Origin of the sequence: Nocardioides sp. CFH 31398 (genome assembly GCF_022436705.1) — a bacterium.
In the GTDB taxonomy this organism is placed as follows: domain Bacteria; phylum Actinomycetota; class Actinomycetes; order Propionibacteriales; family Nocardioidaceae; genus Nocardioides.
Map to the genome: position 1 here is coordinate 1 of NZ_JAKUHT010000013.1, position 16,447 is coordinate 16,447.

Below are 16,447 nucleotides of genomic sequence, written 5' to 3' on the forward strand. Positions count from 1 at the left end.
GACGGCACCGCCCCCGCCGGGCGGCCCACCGCGGAGCCCGCGCCGGCGGAGGTCCCGACGTGAGCCGCCACCGCGCGACCCCGGCCTCCCTGCCGCGCCGGACCCGCCACCGCGCTGCCCTGGCGCTCGCCCTCGTCGCCGCGCTCGGCGTCGGGGTCGGGGGTGGGGGGACGTACGCGTTCTGGAACGACCGCGCCGACGTCGGGACGGGCTCGGTGAGCGCCGGCACGATGGACCTGCGCGTGGACGACCAGGCGGTCGGCCAGGGCGCCGGCTACACCAAGTCGTCGATCGCGTTCGCGAACCGGACCCCGGGGGAGTACGAGGCGTACAGCCTCACGCTCCGCAACGTCGGCGACCCCCCGGGCACGTACCGGCTGGAGGCGCTGCGGGGCGGCACCTGGACCTACCTCGACGACGCCGTCGTGGTGCAGGCCTACACGGGGAGCCCGGTCGAGGACACGACCTACCCGGTGCAGGACACCTGCTCGGGCGCGGCCCTCGGCCCGGAGCAGCTGCTCACCAGCACCTCCGCGTTCTCGCTGACGACCTCCGCGCGGTCCCTCGCCGCGGGGGCGCAGGAGTCGGTCTGCGTGCGCATCGGGATCTCGGTCAACGCCGGCAACGGCAACCAGGGCAAGACCGGCACGCTGCTGCTGCGCGCGACCTTGACCCAGGTGACCTGATGGTCCGGCGTCGCCCCGCGGTGGCCGCCACGCTGCTCGCCGGACTGCTGCTGCTCCTCCCCGGCCACGTCGCGGGCACCGCGGCGGTCTACACCGACGCCGCGGCCTCGACCACCGGCGAGGTCGGCGCGTCGACCGTCTTCGTGCCCCCGGCGGCGAACCCGGTGTCCTGCGTCGAGTCGGGACCGACGCTCAACCCGGGCGCGAGCGTCACCTTCACGACCGATCGCGTCGCGGAGCCGCCGCGCGGGGGCGTGCAGTACGTCCTGCGCGTCTACCGGGTCGACGTCACCCCCGCGACCAAGCTGGGTCCGGACTTCCTCATGAACGTCGGGCCGACGACGGCGACGCTCACCTTCGACGGGGGCGGGCTCACGCTCCTGCAGGACACGGCCTACCAGGCCCGGGTGACGACCCGGCTGACGGACTCCGCGCGCGAGTCGAGCCCCGCGCGGCTCCGCAACTTCCGCAACGGCGGCCTGCTCATCGCCAACTTCACCTGCGGCACCGGCACCTGAGCGCTCCCGTGCCCGCCGGGCGACCAGCGGCAGGTCGGTAGGATCGATCCTCGCGGAGGGGTCGGGCGGCCCCTGACCGTGCGCAGCGACGACGAAGGGACGAGCGATGTCAGGCCACTCCAAGTGGGCGACCACGAAGCACAAGAAGGCCGTCATCGACGCGCGGCGCAGCAAGATGAACACCAAGCTCGTGAAGAACATCGAGGTCGCGGCCCGGATGGGCGGCGGCGACCCCGCGGGCAACCCCACGCTGTACGACGCCATCCAGAAGGCGAAGAAGTCGTCGGTCACGAAGGACAACATCGAGCGCGCCGTGCAGCGCGGCTCCGGCGCCGAGGCGGGCGGGGCCGACTACCAGACGATCATGTACGAGGGCTACGGCCCTGGCGGCGTCGCGCTGCTGGTCGAGTGCCTGACGGACAACAAGAACCGGGCCGCCATGGAGGTCCGCACCGCGATGACCCGCAACGGCGGCACGCTCGCCGACCCGGGCTCGGTGTCCTTCCTCTTCCACCGCAAGGGCGTGGTCGTCGTCCCTCAGCAGCAGGAGGGGCGCACCCTCGCCGAGGACGACGTCCTCGAGGCCACGCTGGAGGCCGGCGCGGACGACATCAACGACCTGGGGGAGTCGTTCGAGGTCATCTCGGAGGCCACCGACCTGCTCGGCGTGCGGACCGCGCTGCAGGCGGCCGGCTTCGACTACGACTCCGCCGAGGCCTCCTTCGTCCCGGACTCGCAGGTCGAGCTCGACGCCGAGGTGGCGCCCAAGGTGTTCCGCCTCGTCGAGGCCCTCGAGGACCTGGACGACGTCCAGAACGTCTACGCGAACTTCGACGTCTCCGACGAGGTCATGGCGACCGTCGACGCCTGAGCCCCCGGCCGTCCCGCCGGGGCGTGTCGCGTGGGCGACGTCGGTGCCGGCCGCTAGCGTGTGCGAACAGGTGTTCGTACGGCGAGAGGTGGCCCATGCGCGTGCTCGGGATCGACCCCGGGCTGACCCGGTGCGGGGTCGGCGTCGTCGAGGGTGACGTGGGCCGGCCGCTGCGGCTCGTCGACGCCAACGTCATCAGGACCTCCGCGGGGGTGCCGATCGCGACCCGGCTCGTGACCATCGAGGCCGGGCTGGCGGAGTGGATCGAGGAGTTCCGCCCCGACGCCGTCGCGGTCGAGCGGGTCTTCGCGCGCTCCGACGTCTCGACCGTGATGGGCACCGCGCAGGCCAGCGGCCTCGCGCTGGTCGCGGCCGCGCGGCGGGGGATCGCCGTCGCGACACACACCCCCAGCGAGGTCAAGGCCGCCGTCTCCGGCAACGGCCGCGCCGACAAGGCCCAGGTCGGCCTGATGGTCGCCCGCATCCTGCGGCTGCCCGCCGCCCCGAAGCCCGCGGACGCGGCGGACGCCGTCGCGCTCGCGATCACCCACATCTGGCGCGGCGGCGCCCAGGCGCGGCTGGACGCCGCGCTGGCCCGCTCGGGAGGAGCACGATGATCAGCAGCGTCCGCGGCCCCGTCCTGGCCGTGACCCTGACCGGCGCGGTCGTCGAGGTCGGCGGCATCGGCCTCCACCTCGCCTGCACGCCGGGCACCCTGGCGGGGCTGCGGACCGGGCAGGAGGCCACGCTCGCGGCCTCGCTCGTCGTCCGGGAGGACTCCCTGACCCTGTTCGGCTTCGCGAGCGACGACGAGCGCGACTGCTTCGAGCTGGCGCAGACCGCCTCCGGCGTGGGTCCGAAGGTCGCCCAGGCGATGCTCGCCGTCCTCGGCCCCGACGAGCTGCGCCGGGCGATCGCCGCGGAGGACACCAAGCGCCTCACGGCGGTGCCGGGCATCGGGCAGAAGGGCGCCCAGCGGATCATCCTCGAGCTCAAGGACCGGATCGGTCCGCCCGTCGGTGCCGCCACCACGACCCCGGCCGGCCCGGCCGCGGGCTCCGCCGACGCCTGGCGCGGCCAGGTCCACCAGGGTCTCGTCGGCCTCGGCTGGTCGGCCAAGGAGGCGGACCGGGCGGTCGAGACGGTTGCCGACCAGGCCGGCCCGGTGCCCGACGTCGGGGCGCTGCTGCGAGCCGCGCTGCGCGCGCTGAGCAAGGCCTGACGTCGTGGATGCTGGCCCGGAGCACGGCCTGGACGACTACGAGGCCGTCGAGGCGACCCACCTGAGGTCGCTGGTCGCCGCCGACGCGGACGGCGACGAGCGCGCGGTCGAGGCCGCCCTGCGGCCCCGCTCGCTCGACGAGGTCGTGGGCCAGCACCGGGTCCGTGAGCAGCTCGGCCTGGTCCTCGAGGCCGCCCGTCGGCGCGGGAGGGCCCCGGACCACGTGCTGCTCTCGGGGCCGCCCGGCCTGGGCAAGACCACGCTGGCCATGATCATCGCGGCCGAGATGGGGGCGCCGCTCCGCATCACCAGCGGCCCGGCGCTGACCCACGCCGGCGACCTCGCGGCGATCCTGTCCGGGATGAACGAGGGCGACGTCCTCTTCGTCGACGAGATCCACCGCACCGCCCGGCCGGCGGAGGAGATGCTCTACGTCGCGATGGAGGACTTCCGCGTCGACGTCGTCATCGGCAAGGGCCCCGGCGCGACCGCGATCCCGCTCGAGATCCCCCCGTTCACCCTGGTCGGCGCGACGACCCGGGCGGGGCTGCTGCCGGGGCCGCTGCGGGACCGGTTCGGGTTCACCGCCCACCTCGAGTTCTACGAGCCCGCCGAGCTCGACCTCATCGTCCGTCGCTCGGCCGACCTGCTCGGGGTCGACGTGACCGGTGAGGGCACCGCCGAGATCGCGTCGCGCTCGCGCGGCACGCCGCGCATCGCCAACCGCCTGCTGCGCCGCGTGCGTGACTGGGCGCAGGTCCGAGCGGACGGTGTCGTCACGCCCGAGGCGGCCCGCGCGGCGCTCGACCTCTACGAGGTCGACGAGTCGGGGCTCGACCGTCTCGACCGCGGCGTCCTCGACGTCCTCTGCCGCCGCTTCGGCGGGGGCCCCGTGGGCGTCTCGACCCTCGCCGTCGCCGTGGGGGAGGAGCGCGAGACGGTGGAGGAGGTCGCCGAGCCGTTCCTGGTCCGGCAGGGCCTCCTCGCGCGCACCCCGCGCGGCCGCGTCGCCACCCCTGCGGCCTGGGCCCACCTCGGCCTCACCCCGCCGCCGGTCACCGGCGGCGACAGCACGCTCTTCGAGGGCTGACGCTCCCGGTCGCCGGCACACGGCCGGTCGAGCCGGCGGGGACCAGGTCGTGCGCGGGGCCCGAGGCCGCGTCGACCCGGGCCGGTGCTCCCGGGCCCGCGAGGCGATCTCGTGGCTCACCGGCGGAACCGACCACCTCGGACGGGGCGGTGACAGCCTCCTCCTAGACTCGGGTCGGTCCCACCCACCCGTGAAAGGTCTCCTCGTGGAGCAGCTGTCCGCCCTCCTTCCGATCATCGCGATCGTCGCGATCTTCTACCTGCTGGTGATCCGGCCGCAGTCCAAGCGCGCCAAGCAGCAGCGTGAGATGCAGGCGGCGCTGGGGGTGGGCTCCGAGGTCATGCTCACCTCCGGCATCTTCGGGACCCTCGTGGCCGTCGACGATCCCGAGCGCGTCGACGTCTCCATCGCCGACGGCGTCGTCGTCACGGTCGCGCGCGCCGCGATCGCCACGGTCGTCCCGGAGAGGACCCCGCTCGGCGACACCGCCGCGGACCCGGCCGTCGACACGACCGACGACACCCGCAAGGAGCTCTGAGTGAGCGACGCCCTGGAGCGCGCCCGCTCCGCCATGGAGCGGCTGGTGGTCGACGTCCCGGACTTCCCGACCGAGGGCGTGGTGTTCAAGGACATCACCCCGCTGCTGGCCGACCCGGCCGGTCTGGGCGACGTCGTCGAGGCACTCGCGGCCGCCGGCCGCGACGCCGACGGCACGACCACCGTCGACGCGGTCGTCGGCATGGAGGCCCGCGGCTTCCTGCTCGCCGCGCCCGTCGCGCTGGCCCTCGGGGTGCCGCTGGTGCCGGTCCGCAAGGCGGGCAAGCTGCCGCGCGAGACTTACTCCGTCTCCTACTCGCTGGAGTACGGCGAGGCCACCCTCGAGATCCACACCGACGCGCTGGGGGAGGGCGACCGCGTGCTGCTCGTGGACGACGTCCTCGCCACCGGGGGCACGCTGGCCGCCACGCGCGAGCTCGTCGAGCGCTGCGGCGCGCGGACGACGTCCGTCGCGATGCTCATGGAGCTCACGTTCCTGCCCGGTCGCGAGTCGCTGGGCGACATCCCGCTGACGAGCCTGCTCGCGGTCTGAGTCGCGTCGGGCACGGCCCTACACTGGAGGCGTGACCGACGACACCGGGCGCGCTCCCTCCGGGACCGCCACCGAGCCCCGGGTCGAGACGAGCCCGGCGGCGCCGCCGCCCGAGCCCCGTCCCGCACCCGAGCCGGTCACCTCCGCCCGCGGGATGCGCGCACGCCTGGCGCGGATCGGCACGCGCAGCAGCTCCGGTGACAACCCGGTGCTGGGGCCGCTGTTCAAGGCGGTCCGCACGCACCACCCCAAGGCGGACCTCGCCCTGCTCGAGCGCGCGTACACCACCGCGGAGCGCCTGCACTCGCACCAGTCGCGCAAGAGCGGGGACCCGTACATCACCCACCCGCTCGCGGTGACCACCATCCTCGCCGAGATCGGCATGACCGAGCCGACGCTCGTCGCCTCGCTCCTGCACGACACCGTCGAGGACACCGAGTACACCCTCGCCCAGCTGCGCGCCGACTTCGGCGACGAGGTCGCGCAGCTCGTGGACGGCGTCACCAAGCTCGACAAGGTCAAGTACGGCGACTCGGCCCAGGCCGAGACGCTGCGCAAGATGATCGTCGCGATGGCCCGCGACATCCGGGTGCTGGTCATCAAGCTCGCCGACCGGCTCCACAACATGCGGACGCTGCGCTACGTCAAGCCGGAGACGCAGGAGCGGAAGGCCCGCGAGACGCTCGACATCTACGCCCCCCTCGCGCACAGGCTGGGCATGAACACCCTGAAGTGGGAGCTCGAGGACCTCGCGTTCGCGACGCTCCACCCCAAGATCTACGACGAGATCGTGCGCCTGGTGGCCGAGCGGGCGCCGTCCCGCGACTCGTTCCTCGCCCAGGTCATCAGCGAGGTCGAGGCCGACCTCAAGGCCGCGGGCATCAAGGCCACCGTCACCGGCCGGCCCAAGCACTACTACTCGATCTACCAGAAGATGATCGTCGGCGGCCGCGAGTTCTCCGACATCTACGACCTGGTCGGCATCCGCGTCCTCGTCGAGCAGGACCGCGACTGCTACGCCGTGCTCGGCGTCCTGCACCACCGCTGGAACCCCGTCGTCGGCCGGTTCAAGGACTTCGTCGCGCTCCCGAAGTTCAACATGTACCAGTCGCTGCACACCACGGTGATCGGCCCCCAGGGCAAGCCCGTCGAGCTGCAGATCCGCACCTACGGCATGCACCGCCGGGCGGAGTACGGCGTCGCGGCGCACTGGAAGTACAAGGAGGACGGCCGCTCAGGTGCCGACACCGAGCGTCGCGGCGACCTGGACGACATGACCTGGGTCAAGCAGCTCCTCGACTGGCAGAGCGACGTCGAGGACCCGGGCGAGTTCCTGGAGTCCCTGCGCTTCGAGGTCAACCAGTCCGAGGTCTACGTCTTCACCCCCCGCGGCGACGTCATCGCCCTCCCGGCCGGCGCGACCCCCGTCGACTTCGCGTACGCCGTCCACACCGAGGTCGGCCACCACACGATCGGCGCCCGCGTGAACGGGCGGCTGGTCCCGCTGGAGTCGCAGCTGGAGAACGGCGACAACGTCGAGGTCTTCACGTCGAAGGCCGCGAACGCCGGCCCGTCGCGCGACTGGCTCGGCTTCGTCAAGTCACCCCGCGCCCGGTCGAAGATCCGGCAGTGGTTCACGAAGGAGCGCCGCGACGAGGCCATCGAGCGCGGCAAGGACCAGATCGCGCGGCTCATGCGCAAGGAGGGCCTGCCCCTCAAGCGCCTCATGTCCCACGAGACGCTGACCGAGGCGGCGACGCACTTCCACCTCTCCGACGTCACGTCGCTCTACGCCGCCGTCGGCGAGGCCAACCTCTCCGCGCAGGCCGTCGTACGCCGCGTCATCGAGCTCCACGGGGGCGACGCCGGCGCGGCCGAGGACCTCGCCGAGGCCGTCACCATCACGGGGCGCCGCGGGCGCTCCAAGGCCGCCGCCGCGGGCGACCCCGGCGTGATCGTCGCCGGCGCCCCCGACGTGTGGGTGAAGCTGGCGAAGTGCTGCACCCCGGTGCCGCCGGACCCCATCCTCGGCTTCGTCACGAAGGGCGGCGGGGTCTCGGTCCACCGCGGCGACTGCACCAACGCCCGGGAGCTGCAGTCCCACCCCGAGCGGCTGCTCGCCGTCGAGTGGGCGCCGACGGCGCAGTCGATGTTCCTGGTCAACATCCAGGTGGAGGCCCTCGACCGGGCCCGCCTGCTCTCGGACATCACCATGGCGCTGTCCGACGTCCACGTGAACATCCTGTCCGCGTCGCTGTCGACCACCCGCGACCGCGTGGCCAAGAGCCGCTTCACCTTCGAGATGGCCGACGCGAAGCACCTCGACTCGGTCCTCCGCGCGGTCCGCACCGTGCCCGGCGTCTTCGACGCCTACCGCGTGACCCAGTAGGTCGGTCGCCGAGGTCTCGACGCGGAGCCGCGGGCGCCCTTCGACAGGCTCAGGAACCACGGCTCCGCTGCTCGACCACCTCCCGCCTCCTAGGCCGGGATCACCTTGGCCAGGAACTTCGTCCGCACCATCACCCAGATGACCGCCAGGACGACGGTGTGGACGACCAGGCCCTGCCACCAGCTGGTGCGGTCGAGGCCGGGGACGTTGCCGACGGCGAGCACGAAGAACACGTGGACGATGAACACGTAGAGGCTGACCCGGCCGAGCGGGACGAGGAACCAGCCGAACGCCGCGGCGATCGGCTTCCACACGCAGGTCAGGATCGCGTAGGCGACGACGATGACCAGGACCAGGTCGATCAGGCGGCCGCCCTGGAGCTCGGTGCGCTGGTAGAGGTTCGGGTAGAGCCAGTCGTACGCCGAGCCGTGCTGCAGCCACAGCAGGCCGAGGGTGGCGGCGTACGCACCGAGGGCGACGCCCACCGCGACCTTGCCGACCCGGGAGGTCAGCGCGCGGGTGATCTCGCGGCGGTACTTGCCGACGACCAGCCCGACGCAGAACGGCACCTGCCACACCGCGAGGGGGAAGACGTCGTCGAACTGCGAGGGGAGCAGGTCGAGACCGACCCAGTGGTCCAGCCCGTAGAGCGCGGCGCTCCCGAGCAGCACCGCCCACCAGAAGCCCCGCTGGATCGCCCACATCAGGGCCGGCACCAGCAACGACAGGACCACGAACAGGCCCATGATGTTGAAGACCCACGGCCCCATCTCGAGCAGCAGCAGCTGCCGGACGGCGTACCACGGCGGCGGGTAGTCGAAGAGCCGCGGCGCGTTGACGTACAGGTCGTAGACCTGCCCGGCGGCCTCGGGCCCGGCGGAGCCGGTGCCGCGGTCGGTGAACGTGGTGATGACCGAGGCGTCGACGAACGGCACGAGCGAGATCAGGAAGACCAGGACGACGACGACCAGGGCGGTCACGTACTGCTTGCGGGCGCGGCGCAGGGCCTGGACCGCGGCGACGTACTCACCCTGCCGGCGCACCGCGACGGGGTAGACCATCCCCAGCACGATCCCGGACAGCAGCACGAACAGCTCGGCGCCGGTGATCGCGCCGATGGCGTTGAGGGCGACGTAGCTGTACGGGCCTGCGACCTCGATGTGGGTGATGACGACGGCACAGATGATCCAGCCGCGCAGCAGGTCGAGGCGCTGGTCGCGCGGGTCGTCGGGCGTCGGGTAGCGCCAGGACGGCACCAGCCGTCCGAGGAGCCCGGACAGCACGAACGCGAGGAACGCCGCGACGACGAGCGCGGTGATCCACCCCATCTGGTCGCCGGCGTCGATGCGGTCGGTGAGGTACTGGTTGGTCGCCTCGTTCGACGCCTCCTGGTCGATGACGCGGGTGACCGGGCCGAGGTCGACCCCGGCGGCGCGCAGGTCGGTGCGCAGCGCCCCGGCGAGCGCCCGGGTGTGGGTGACCCGCCAGTCGACGACGGTGTCGCCGGTCTCGGCCTCGGCCCGCCGCACCTCGAGCCAGGTGATCAGCTCGATGTTCGGGTACGCCGCGGCCGTGTCGGGGTCGATCACCTGGCGCCACCAGGAGCGCTTGATCTCCTCGGGGCCGTCGTCGCCCGAGGCCTCGGGGTCGTAGAACGCGCCCGTGCGGACCGACATCGGCAGGTCGTACGCCGCGGAGAACCGGTCGTAGAAGCTCTCGCGGGTGCGGTCGTCGCCGTAGCCGGCGGCCTCCTCCAGCCGGGCGGCGTACGCGCCGGGCTCGGGGACCGTGTTGGTCTCCTCGTCGATGCCCTCGGTCTCGTCGTCGGTCTCGCCGTCGTCGAGGCGCACGCCGTAGTGGTAGACGCTGAGGCCGACCCAGTCGACCGCGTCCTCGCCCGGGAAGTACGGGCCGTACGGGTCGTCGGCGGCGTCCACGAGCCCGTCGCCCGTGGTGTCGAGGCGCGCCAGGTCGCGGGAGCCGAGGCCCTCGATGCGACCGGAGCTGCCGGTGAACGGGTAGCCCGAGCCGTACGACGGCGCCCACACCATGACGGCGTCCGGCGCGCCGGCGTGGACGACGTCGGCCAGCTCGCGGAAGGCGTCGACGTACGCCGACGGCTCCTGGCCCCACGGCGTCCAGGAGGCGTTCATCTCCGGTGCGAAGCGCAGGAGGACCGTCGTGTCGTACTGGTCGTGCACGTCGACGAGGACGTCGACGAGGGCCTCGGCGTCGTCCGCGGTGAGCTCCTCCAGCGCGACCGACGGCTCCAGGGTCAGCTCGGCGAGCGCGCCCTGCTGGGCGGCCTGCTGCGCGAACTGCTCGACGACGGTGACGTCGGCGCCGGACAGCGGGTAGGCGGCCAGCTGGGCGTACGCGGAGGGGCGGGCGCCGAGCCGGTCGGCGTACTGCGCCGCCGAGTCGTCGGTCCAGTCGAGCTGAGGGCCGAAGTACGGCCCGCCCGACGGCGCCGGGACCGGGTCGGCCGCCGCCGCGGAGGCCGGGCCGGCGGGGAGGAGCGCGAGGAGGACCAGGACGGCGCCCGGCAGGGCGGCGAGGCGACGCAGGAGCGTGGTCACGACCCGTCACCCCGCTCCCAGCGCAGCCGCCAGCGGTTGGTGTCGCCGTCGCGGCGGTAGTGCAGCTCGTCGGTGACGGCGACCGCCATCGCGAGCCCGCGCCCGCTGACGGCGTCCGCGCCGGGCATCGTCGCCGCGCCCGGGTCGACCGTCAGCTCGGTGCCGTCGTCCGCGACCTCGGCGACGACCTCCCGGCCCGTGACGCGGAGCTGCACGACGACCTCGCCGCCGCGCCGGCCCGCGAGGGCGTGCTCGACGACGTTGCCGACGACCTCGACCAGCGCCGTCTCGACCCGGGTGCGGTCGGTCGGGGAGACGTCCGGCGCGTCGCGCCACACGTCGGCGAGCTCGCGCCCGACGGCGTCGACGCTCTCGACCCGGCCCGGCAGCCGCACCGAGCGCACCAGCTCGGCGTCCATCAGAACGCGCTCTCCACGCTGTCCCGCGGGCGCAGGACCTTGTCGAGGTTCGTCAGCGACAGGATCGTGGTGACCTGCTCGGAGGGAGCGGCGAGACGGAGGTCGCCGCCCGCCTGCCGGGCGGACTTGAGCCCGGCGATCAGCGCGCCGAGGCCGGAGGAGTCGACGAAGCCGGTCCGGGACAGGTCGACGACGATCCGCGACGTGCCGCCGCCGATGAGGTCGGCGACGTGTCCGGAGAACCGCTTGGCCGAGACCATCGTCAGGCGGTCGAGCGGGCGGACGACACCGACGCCCTCGTCGGTGACGGTGACCTCGAAGTCGCTCACGGCGTGCTCCCTTCCTGGGGGTGTTCCTGGGGATCCGGTTCTGGGTCGGGACCGCGGTAGAGCACGGCCTGGATGACGACGCTGAAGATGAGGAGGTCGAAGAGGACCCACGCCACGTTGGCCCACACCCCGAGGGGGTCGGCCTGCCCGACGGCGAGGCGGACCATGCCGAGGGCGACGGCGACCACGAGGGCGCCGATGACGATGAGCTGCGGCTTGACCAGGTGCCACTGCGGCCCGTCGGTGACGGGACGCTCCTTGGGCGTGACCGAGAAGTCGAGGTGCCGGCCGAGGAACACGTTGCCGAAGGCGGAGGTCACCGACTTGATCCAGGTGGGGAAGAGCACCAGCGAGTACTGCTGCCCGCGCCAGGTCGGCACGCCCTTGCCGACGACGAGGAACATCAGCTGGTTGACCACGAGGAACGGGATCAGGCGGGCGAAGAACTCGCTCGACAGCGACTGCACCGGCAGCACGCCGAAGCACAGGTAGACCACCGGCGCGGTCACGTAGACGACGGCCGCGAAGCCCGAGAGGTAGCTCCACATGGTGGAGAAGTACATGAGGCGCTGCGGGACGCTGAGCCCCTTCACGAACAGGGGGTTCTCCCGGAACATCACCTGCATCGTGCCCTGGGCCCAGCGCAGCCGCTGGGTGAGCATGGAGCCGAGGTCCTCGGGCGCGAGGCCGTGGGCCAGGACCTCGTGGTGGTAGACCGAGCGCCAGCCCATCGCGTGCATCCGCATCGCGGTGGCCATGTCCTCGGTGACCGAGATGGTCGCCAGCGGCATGACGGGCTGGGCCTCGTCGTCGCGGCTCATGTCGACGGCGCTGATCAGGGCCTTGACCGTCTCCAGGGCCCCGAGGGGGGACCACTCCCGTCGTGTGACCCGGTCGAGGGCGACCTCGTCGAGGACGGCCAGCGGGCTCGACTCCTCCGCGATGGCGCCCTCGAGGCCGGCGATGACCTCCAGGTCGGCGCGGAGGGCGGTGAGGTCCTCGGCGACGAGCCGGTCGGTCACGGCGTCGATGCGCTGCTGGAAGCCGTAGGTGACGTCGGCGAGCGCGGCGCCCGCGTCGAGCTCCGCGCGGGCGTGGCGGACCTCCGCCGCCACCTCGTCGATCGCGGCGCGCAGACGGTGGTCGTCGGGGTCGAGGTCGTCGCGTGCGTTGGCCAGCACCGCGTCGGAGGTCTTGAGCGCCCGGCGCACGGCGGTCTCGACCTCCTGGGCGTACCGGGAGACGCCGAGCTGCATGAGCGCCTCGCGGCGCAGGACGGCGTTGGAGCCGCAGAAGAACGCGGCGTTCCAGCCGTCCTTGCCCTGCTGGATCGGGCCGTAGAAGAGCGGCGCCTGGCTGCCGAGCGGGTCGGACCTCGGGACGTTGACGAAGTACTGCGGGGTCTGCACCAGCGCGACCTCGGGGTCGGTGAACCAGCCGAGGGTCTTGTCGAGGATCTCGGGGGCCGGCACCTGGTCGGCGTCCAGGATGAGCAGGAACTCGCCCTCGGTCTGCATGAGGGCGTTGTTGATGTTGCCCGCCTTGGCGTGCCGTGGCCGGTCCACCCAGTCCTCGCTGCGGCGGATCCAGCCGATGCCGTGCGCCTCGGCCCAGTCGTGGAGCTCGGTGCGGGAGCCGTCGTCGAGGATCCAGGTGCGGTGCGGGTGGTGGATGTCGCGGGCGGCCAGCGCGGTGCGCTGCACGAGGTCGAGCGGCTCGTTGTAGGTCGTGACGAAGACGTCGACGGTCGCGTCCGGGGGAGGTGGGGGCGCCTCGCCCCGGCGCTTCACCTTCCACACGGTCGTCCCGAACAGCAGGGCGTCGATGATGCTGTACGTCTCGGCCACGACCAGCGGGACCGCGATCCACCAGGCGTTCCAGTTGACCGAGAACAGCCAGCGCCAGACGACGTAGTTGACGCCGAGCACGACGGTGAGCAGCACCGCGACCCGGATGAGCCACTGGGGTGCGGGGGAGGGGGGACTGTCCCGAGACACCCCTGAACCCTAGGTAGTTACAAGGGACTTGTTCGCCGAATCGCCAGAACGGTGACGTCGTCCCGTGCGGGGTCGGTCTCCGCGAGCTCGGCGACCCGCTCGACGAGCGCCCGGGGGTGCTCGGCGGCGAGCGCGAGACGGGCGATCTCGCCGAGGGAGTCCATCGTCCCGCCCAGCAGGTCGAGCAGGCCGTCGCTGGTCAGCACGAACCAGTCGCCCGGCTCGAGCCCGACGGAGGACTCGGTCCAGGTCCAGTCCGCGGTGATGCCGAGGGGCAGGTCCCCGCCCCGCAGCTGCTCCACCGCCCCGTCGGCGCGGCAGACCAGGGCGAGGCCGTGGCCGGCGTCCACCCAGCGCACCTCGCCCCGACCCGGGTGCGCCCAGGCGACGAACCCGGTGACGAAGGCGTCGGAGGCCGCCAGGTCGCTGACCAGCAGCGCGTTGACCGCGGAGACCACCGTGCCGAGGTCGGCACCGTCCTCGTGCCGCCCCCCGCGGCCCTGCGCGTACGCCGTCGCCTCGGCGCGCAGCGAGGCGCGCACGGTGGCGGTGAGGATGGCCGCCCCGGTGCCCTTGCCCATGACGTCGGCGAGCGCGAGGAGGTGCCCGGCGTCGCCGAAGCCCGCGTGGTCGTAGAAGTCGCCGGAGACGACGGAGGTGGGCAGGCAGACGGCCGCGGCGTCGTACCCGTCGAGCACGAGCGGCGGCGGCAGCAGCGCCTCCTGGACGGCGGTCGCGCGCTGCGCCTCGCCCTCCGTCTGGAGCTCGGTGTCCACCCAGCGGGCCAGCTCCCGCAGCAGCTGGGCGTCGCGGTCCTCCCAGGGCCGCAGCCGGCGGTCGGCCAGCGCCAGGGTGCCGATCGCGGTGCCGTGGGCGTCGTGCACGGGGTGACCGGCCCAGAACCGGACCCGCGGCGCGCCGACGACCGTGGGCGCCCCGGCGTACGTCGGGTCCTCGCGGGCGTCGGGCACGACCAGCAGCTCCCCGGACTTCACGCACGCGAGGGAGAAGTCGTCGCTCGCCGGTGGCTGCGGCACCTGGGGGATCCGGGTCAGCGACTTGAAGAACGTCCGCTCGCCGTCGACGAGCGTGATCGAGGCGATCGGGACGTCGAAGAGCACCAGCGCGAGCCGGGTGAACCGGTCGAAGCGCTCCTCGGCCGGGGTGTCCAGCAGGTCCAGGGCGTCGAGCCCGCGGCTGCGCCGCTCCGGCTCGGCTCCCGCCTCGGGCGTCACGAGAAGTCCGCGGACGCCCGCCTGGCAGCGTCGAGGAACATCCTGCGCGAGGCCAGGTCGGACTCGAGGCGCTCGGCCTTCTTCTCGTCCCCGGCCGCCCGGGCCTGCTCCTGCTCGGCCTCGAGGCCGGTGATGGCCGCCTCCAGCTTCGCGACGAGGTCACCGGCCCGGGCCGACTTCTCGGGGTCGGACCGCGACCACTGCGAGTCCTCGGCCCCCCGGATGGCGGACTCGACGGCGCGGAAGCGCCCCTCGAGCTCCTTCATCCGGTCCCGGGGCACCTTGCCGGCCTCGTCCCAGCGGTCCGCCAGGTCGCGGAAGGCGCGCTTCGCGGCGTCGAGGTCGGTCACCGGCACCAGCGCCTCGGCCTCGACCAGCAGGGCCTCCTTGACCTCGGCGTTCGCCGCGAACTCCTCGTCCTGGGCGCGGTTGGCGGCGTCGCGGGCGCCGAAGAACTGGTCCTGTGCGCCGCGGAAGCGCCGCCACAGCGCCTCGTCGACGTCGCGGGGCGCCGGGCCGGCGGCCTTCCAGTCCCGCATGAGGTCGCGGTAGCGGCCGGACGTCGGGCCCCAGTCGGTCGAGCCGGCCAGCGACTCGGCCTCGGCGGCCAGGCGCTCCTTGACGACCCTGGCGCCCTCCCGCTTGGTGTCCTGCTCGGCGAAGTGGGCCTTCCGGGCCTTCGTGTACGCCGTGCGGGCGCCGGAGAACCGCTTCCACAGGGCGTCGTCGGTCGGCCGGTCCAGCCGCGGCAGCGCCTTCCACCGCTCCAGCAGCTCGCGCAGGCGGTTGGCGCCGTGGCGCCAGTCGTTGCCGGCGGCGATCTGCTCGGCGGCGGCGACGATCTCCTCCTTGCCGGTGCGCGCCTCGGTCTGGGCCCTGGCCTTCTCGGCGCGCTTCGCCTCGCGCTGGGTGGCGATCACCTCGCCGAGCGCGTCGAGGCGGCGCAGCAGGCCGTCGAGGTCGCCGACCGCGTTCGCGCCGTCGACCTGGCCGCGCACCCGGGCGACGGCGGCGGCGGCCTCGTCCGGCCCCACCACACCGCCCCGGACCCGCTGCTCGGTCAGCTCGACCTCGAAGGCGAGTCCGTCGTAGCGCTCGGTGAAGAACGCCAGGGCCTCCTGGGGTGTGCCGGCCGGGTAGGAGCCGACGGCGCGCTCGCCGTCCGCCGTCCTGACGAAGACCGTGCCCTCGTCGTCCACCCGGCCCCACTCGTGGCTGGTCACCGCATCATCGTATCGAGAGCCGGGCCCGTGGGCGTCGGCTCCGTCCGCACACCGCATCGGTAGTGTGCGGCGGGTGCTGATCGCAGGCTTCCCCGCCGGACCCTGGGGCACGAACTGCTACGTCGTGGCCACCGGCGACCGCAGCGAGTGCGTCGTCGTCGACCCCGGCAAGGACGCCGCCGACGGGGTGGCCCAGGTGGTCCGCGAGCGGGGCCTCAAGCCCGTCGCCGTCCTCGCGACGCACGGCCACCTGGACCACGTCTGGTGCGTGACCCCCGTCGCCGGGGCGTACGACGCGACCGCCTGGATCCACGGCGAGGACCGGCACCTGCTCACCGACCCGCTCGCGGGGATGAGCGCCGACACGCGGCAGATGATGCCGCAGCTGCTCGGGGGCAGGGAGCACACGTGGGTCGAGCCGGACGACGTCCGCCTGCTCGACGACACCACCACCCTGGAGCTCGCCGGGATCACCTTCACCGTCGACCACATGCCCGGCCACACCCGTGGGTCGGTGACCTTCCGCACCCCCCACCCCGAGCAGGGCGTCAGCGAGGTGCTGTTCGCGGGTGACGTGCTGTTCGCCGGCTCCATCGGCCGCACGGACCTGCCGGGCGGCGACCACGCCACGATGCTGCGCACCCTGGCCGACAAGGTGCTGCCGCTGGACGACGACGTGGTCGTGCTCCCCGGTCACGGCGAGCAGACGTCGATCGGCCGCGAGCGCGCCACCAACCCCTACCTGCTCGACCTCCAGCGCGGGGACGACGCCGGACGAGTCACCCGAGGTCTGTGAGTC

General features: G+C 73.3%; 16 protein-coding genes. 10 read left to right on the top strand and 6 right to left on the bottom strand.

The genetic code is table 11. From position 1 onward, the window contains the following. The 9 genes from MJ876_RS12625 to MJ876_RS12665 form a co-directional block, all read left to right on the top strand. A partial coding sequence (locus MJ876_RS12625; protein WP_240236659.1) for a TasA family protein occupies positions 1–686 on the top strand: 686 nt, incomplete at its 5' end. Continuing rightward, the gene (locus MJ876_RS12630; RefSeq protein WP_240236660.1) at positions 686–1,204 is read left to right on the top strand and encodes a hypothetical protein; all 519 of its coding nucleotides are present in this window, start codon (positions 686–688) and stop codon (positions 1,202–1,204) included. The genes MJ876_RS12625 and MJ876_RS12630, both read left to right, overlap by 1 nt. Positions 1,205–1,310: 106 nt before the next feature. Continuing rightward, complete coding sequence (locus MJ876_RS12635; protein ID WP_240236661.1) at positions 1,311–2,075, top strand: YebC/PmpR family DNA-binding transcriptional regulator; 765 nt, start codon at positions 1,311–1,313, stop codon at positions 2,073–2,075. Between the two features lie 95 nt (positions 2,076–2,170). After that, on the top strand, positions 2,171–2,692 hold the full coding sequence (gene ruvC / locus MJ876_RS12640) for a crossover junction endodeoxyribonuclease RuvC (RefSeq protein WP_240236662.1): 522 nt from the start codon (positions 2,171–2,173) through the stop codon (positions 2,690–2,692). After that, positions 2,689–3,297 carry a Holliday junction branch migration protein RuvA gene (gene ruvA, locus MJ876_RS12645; protein ID WP_240236663.1) on the top strand — a complete coding sequence of 203 codons (609 nt, stop codon included), beginning with the start codon at positions 2,689–2,691 and terminating at the stop codon, positions 3,295–3,297. Before ruvC ends, ruvA begins: the two co-directional genes overlap by 4 nt. Positions 3,298–3,358: 61 nt before the next feature. Beyond that, positions 3,359–4,387: a Holliday junction branch migration DNA helicase RuvB gene (gene ruvB / locus MJ876_RS12650; RefSeq protein ID WP_374202473.1), complete on the top strand. Its 1,029-nt coding sequence runs from the start codon at positions 3,359–3,361 to the stop codon at positions 4,385–4,387. Between the two features lie 205 nt (positions 4,388–4,592). Next, positions 4,593–4,925 carry a preprotein translocase subunit YajC gene (yajC, locus tag MJ876_RS12655; protein WP_240236664.1) on the top strand — a complete coding sequence of 111 codons (333 nt, stop codon included), beginning with the start codon at positions 4,593–4,595 and terminating at the stop codon, positions 4,923–4,925. A gap of 12 nt (positions 4,926–4,937) precedes the next feature. Then, positions 4,938–5,477 carry an adenine phosphoribosyltransferase gene (locus tag MJ876_RS12660; RefSeq protein WP_374202474.1) on the top strand — a complete coding sequence of 180 codons (540 nt, stop codon included), beginning with the start codon at positions 4,938–4,940 and terminating at the stop codon, positions 5,475–5,477. A 31-nt stretch (positions 5,478–5,508) separates the two neighbouring features. Continuing rightward, positions 5,509–7,866, top strand: a complete 2,358-nt coding sequence (locus MJ876_RS12665; protein ID WP_374202470.1) for a bifunctional (p)ppGpp synthetase/guanosine-3',5'-bis(diphosphate) 3'-pyrophosphohydrolase — start codon at positions 5,509–5,511, stop codon at positions 7,864–7,866. 89 nt (positions 7,867–7,955) lie between these two features. On the opposite strand, the gene opgC is transcribed toward MJ876_RS12665, so the two are convergent. The 6 genes from opgC to MJ876_RS12695 are packed head-to-tail and all read right to left on the bottom strand — an operon-like array spanning position 7,956 to position 15,648. Further along, complete coding sequence (gene opgC, locus MJ876_RS22250) at positions 7,956–10,445, bottom strand: OpgC domain-containing protein (RefSeq protein ID WP_240236665.1); 2,490 nt, start codon at positions 10,443–10,445, stop codon at positions 7,956–7,958. Then, the gene (locus MJ876_RS12675; protein ID WP_240236666.1) at positions 10,442–10,864 is read right to left on the bottom strand and encodes an ATP-binding protein; all 423 of its coding nucleotides are present in this window, start codon (positions 10,862–10,864) and stop codon (positions 10,442–10,444) included. Before MJ876_RS12675 ends, opgC begins: the two co-directional genes overlap by 4 nt. Further along, complete coding sequence (locus tag MJ876_RS12680; protein WP_240236667.1) at positions 10,864–11,193, bottom strand: STAS domain-containing protein; 330 nt, start codon at positions 11,191–11,193, stop codon at positions 10,864–10,866. Before MJ876_RS12680 ends, MJ876_RS12675 begins: the two co-directional genes overlap by 1 nt. Continuing rightward, the gene (locus MJ876_RS12685; RefSeq protein ID WP_240236668.1) at positions 11,190–13,190 is read right to left on the bottom strand and encodes a glycosyltransferase family 2 protein; all 2,001 of its coding nucleotides are present in this window, start codon (positions 13,188–13,190) and stop codon (positions 11,190–11,192) included. The genes MJ876_RS12680 and MJ876_RS12685 overlap by 4 nt, the downstream gene beginning before the upstream one ends. Positions 13,191–13,207: 17 nt before the next feature. Beyond that, positions 13,208–14,425, bottom strand: a complete 1,218-nt coding sequence (locus MJ876_RS12690; protein ID WP_240236669.1) for a PP2C family protein-serine/threonine phosphatase — start codon at positions 14,423–14,425, stop codon at positions 13,208–13,210. Next, positions 14,422–15,648 (bottom strand): DUF349 domain-containing protein, encoded by a 1,227-nt coding sequence (locus MJ876_RS12695; protein WP_240236670.1) that lies wholly within the window; start codon positions 15,646–15,648, stop codon positions 14,422–14,424. The genes MJ876_RS12690 and MJ876_RS12695 overlap by 4 nt, the downstream gene beginning before the upstream one ends. A gap of 73 nt (positions 15,649–15,721) precedes the next feature. Here MJ876_RS12695 and MJ876_RS12700 point away from each other — a divergent pair, with 73 nt between their 5' ends. Further along, the gene (locus tag MJ876_RS12700) at positions 15,722–16,444 is read left to right on the top strand and encodes an MBL fold metallo-hydrolase (RefSeq protein ID WP_240236671.1); all 723 of its coding nucleotides are present in this window, start codon (positions 15,722–15,724) and stop codon (positions 16,442–16,444) included. The last annotated feature ends 3 nt before the right edge of the window (positions 16,445–16,447 follow it).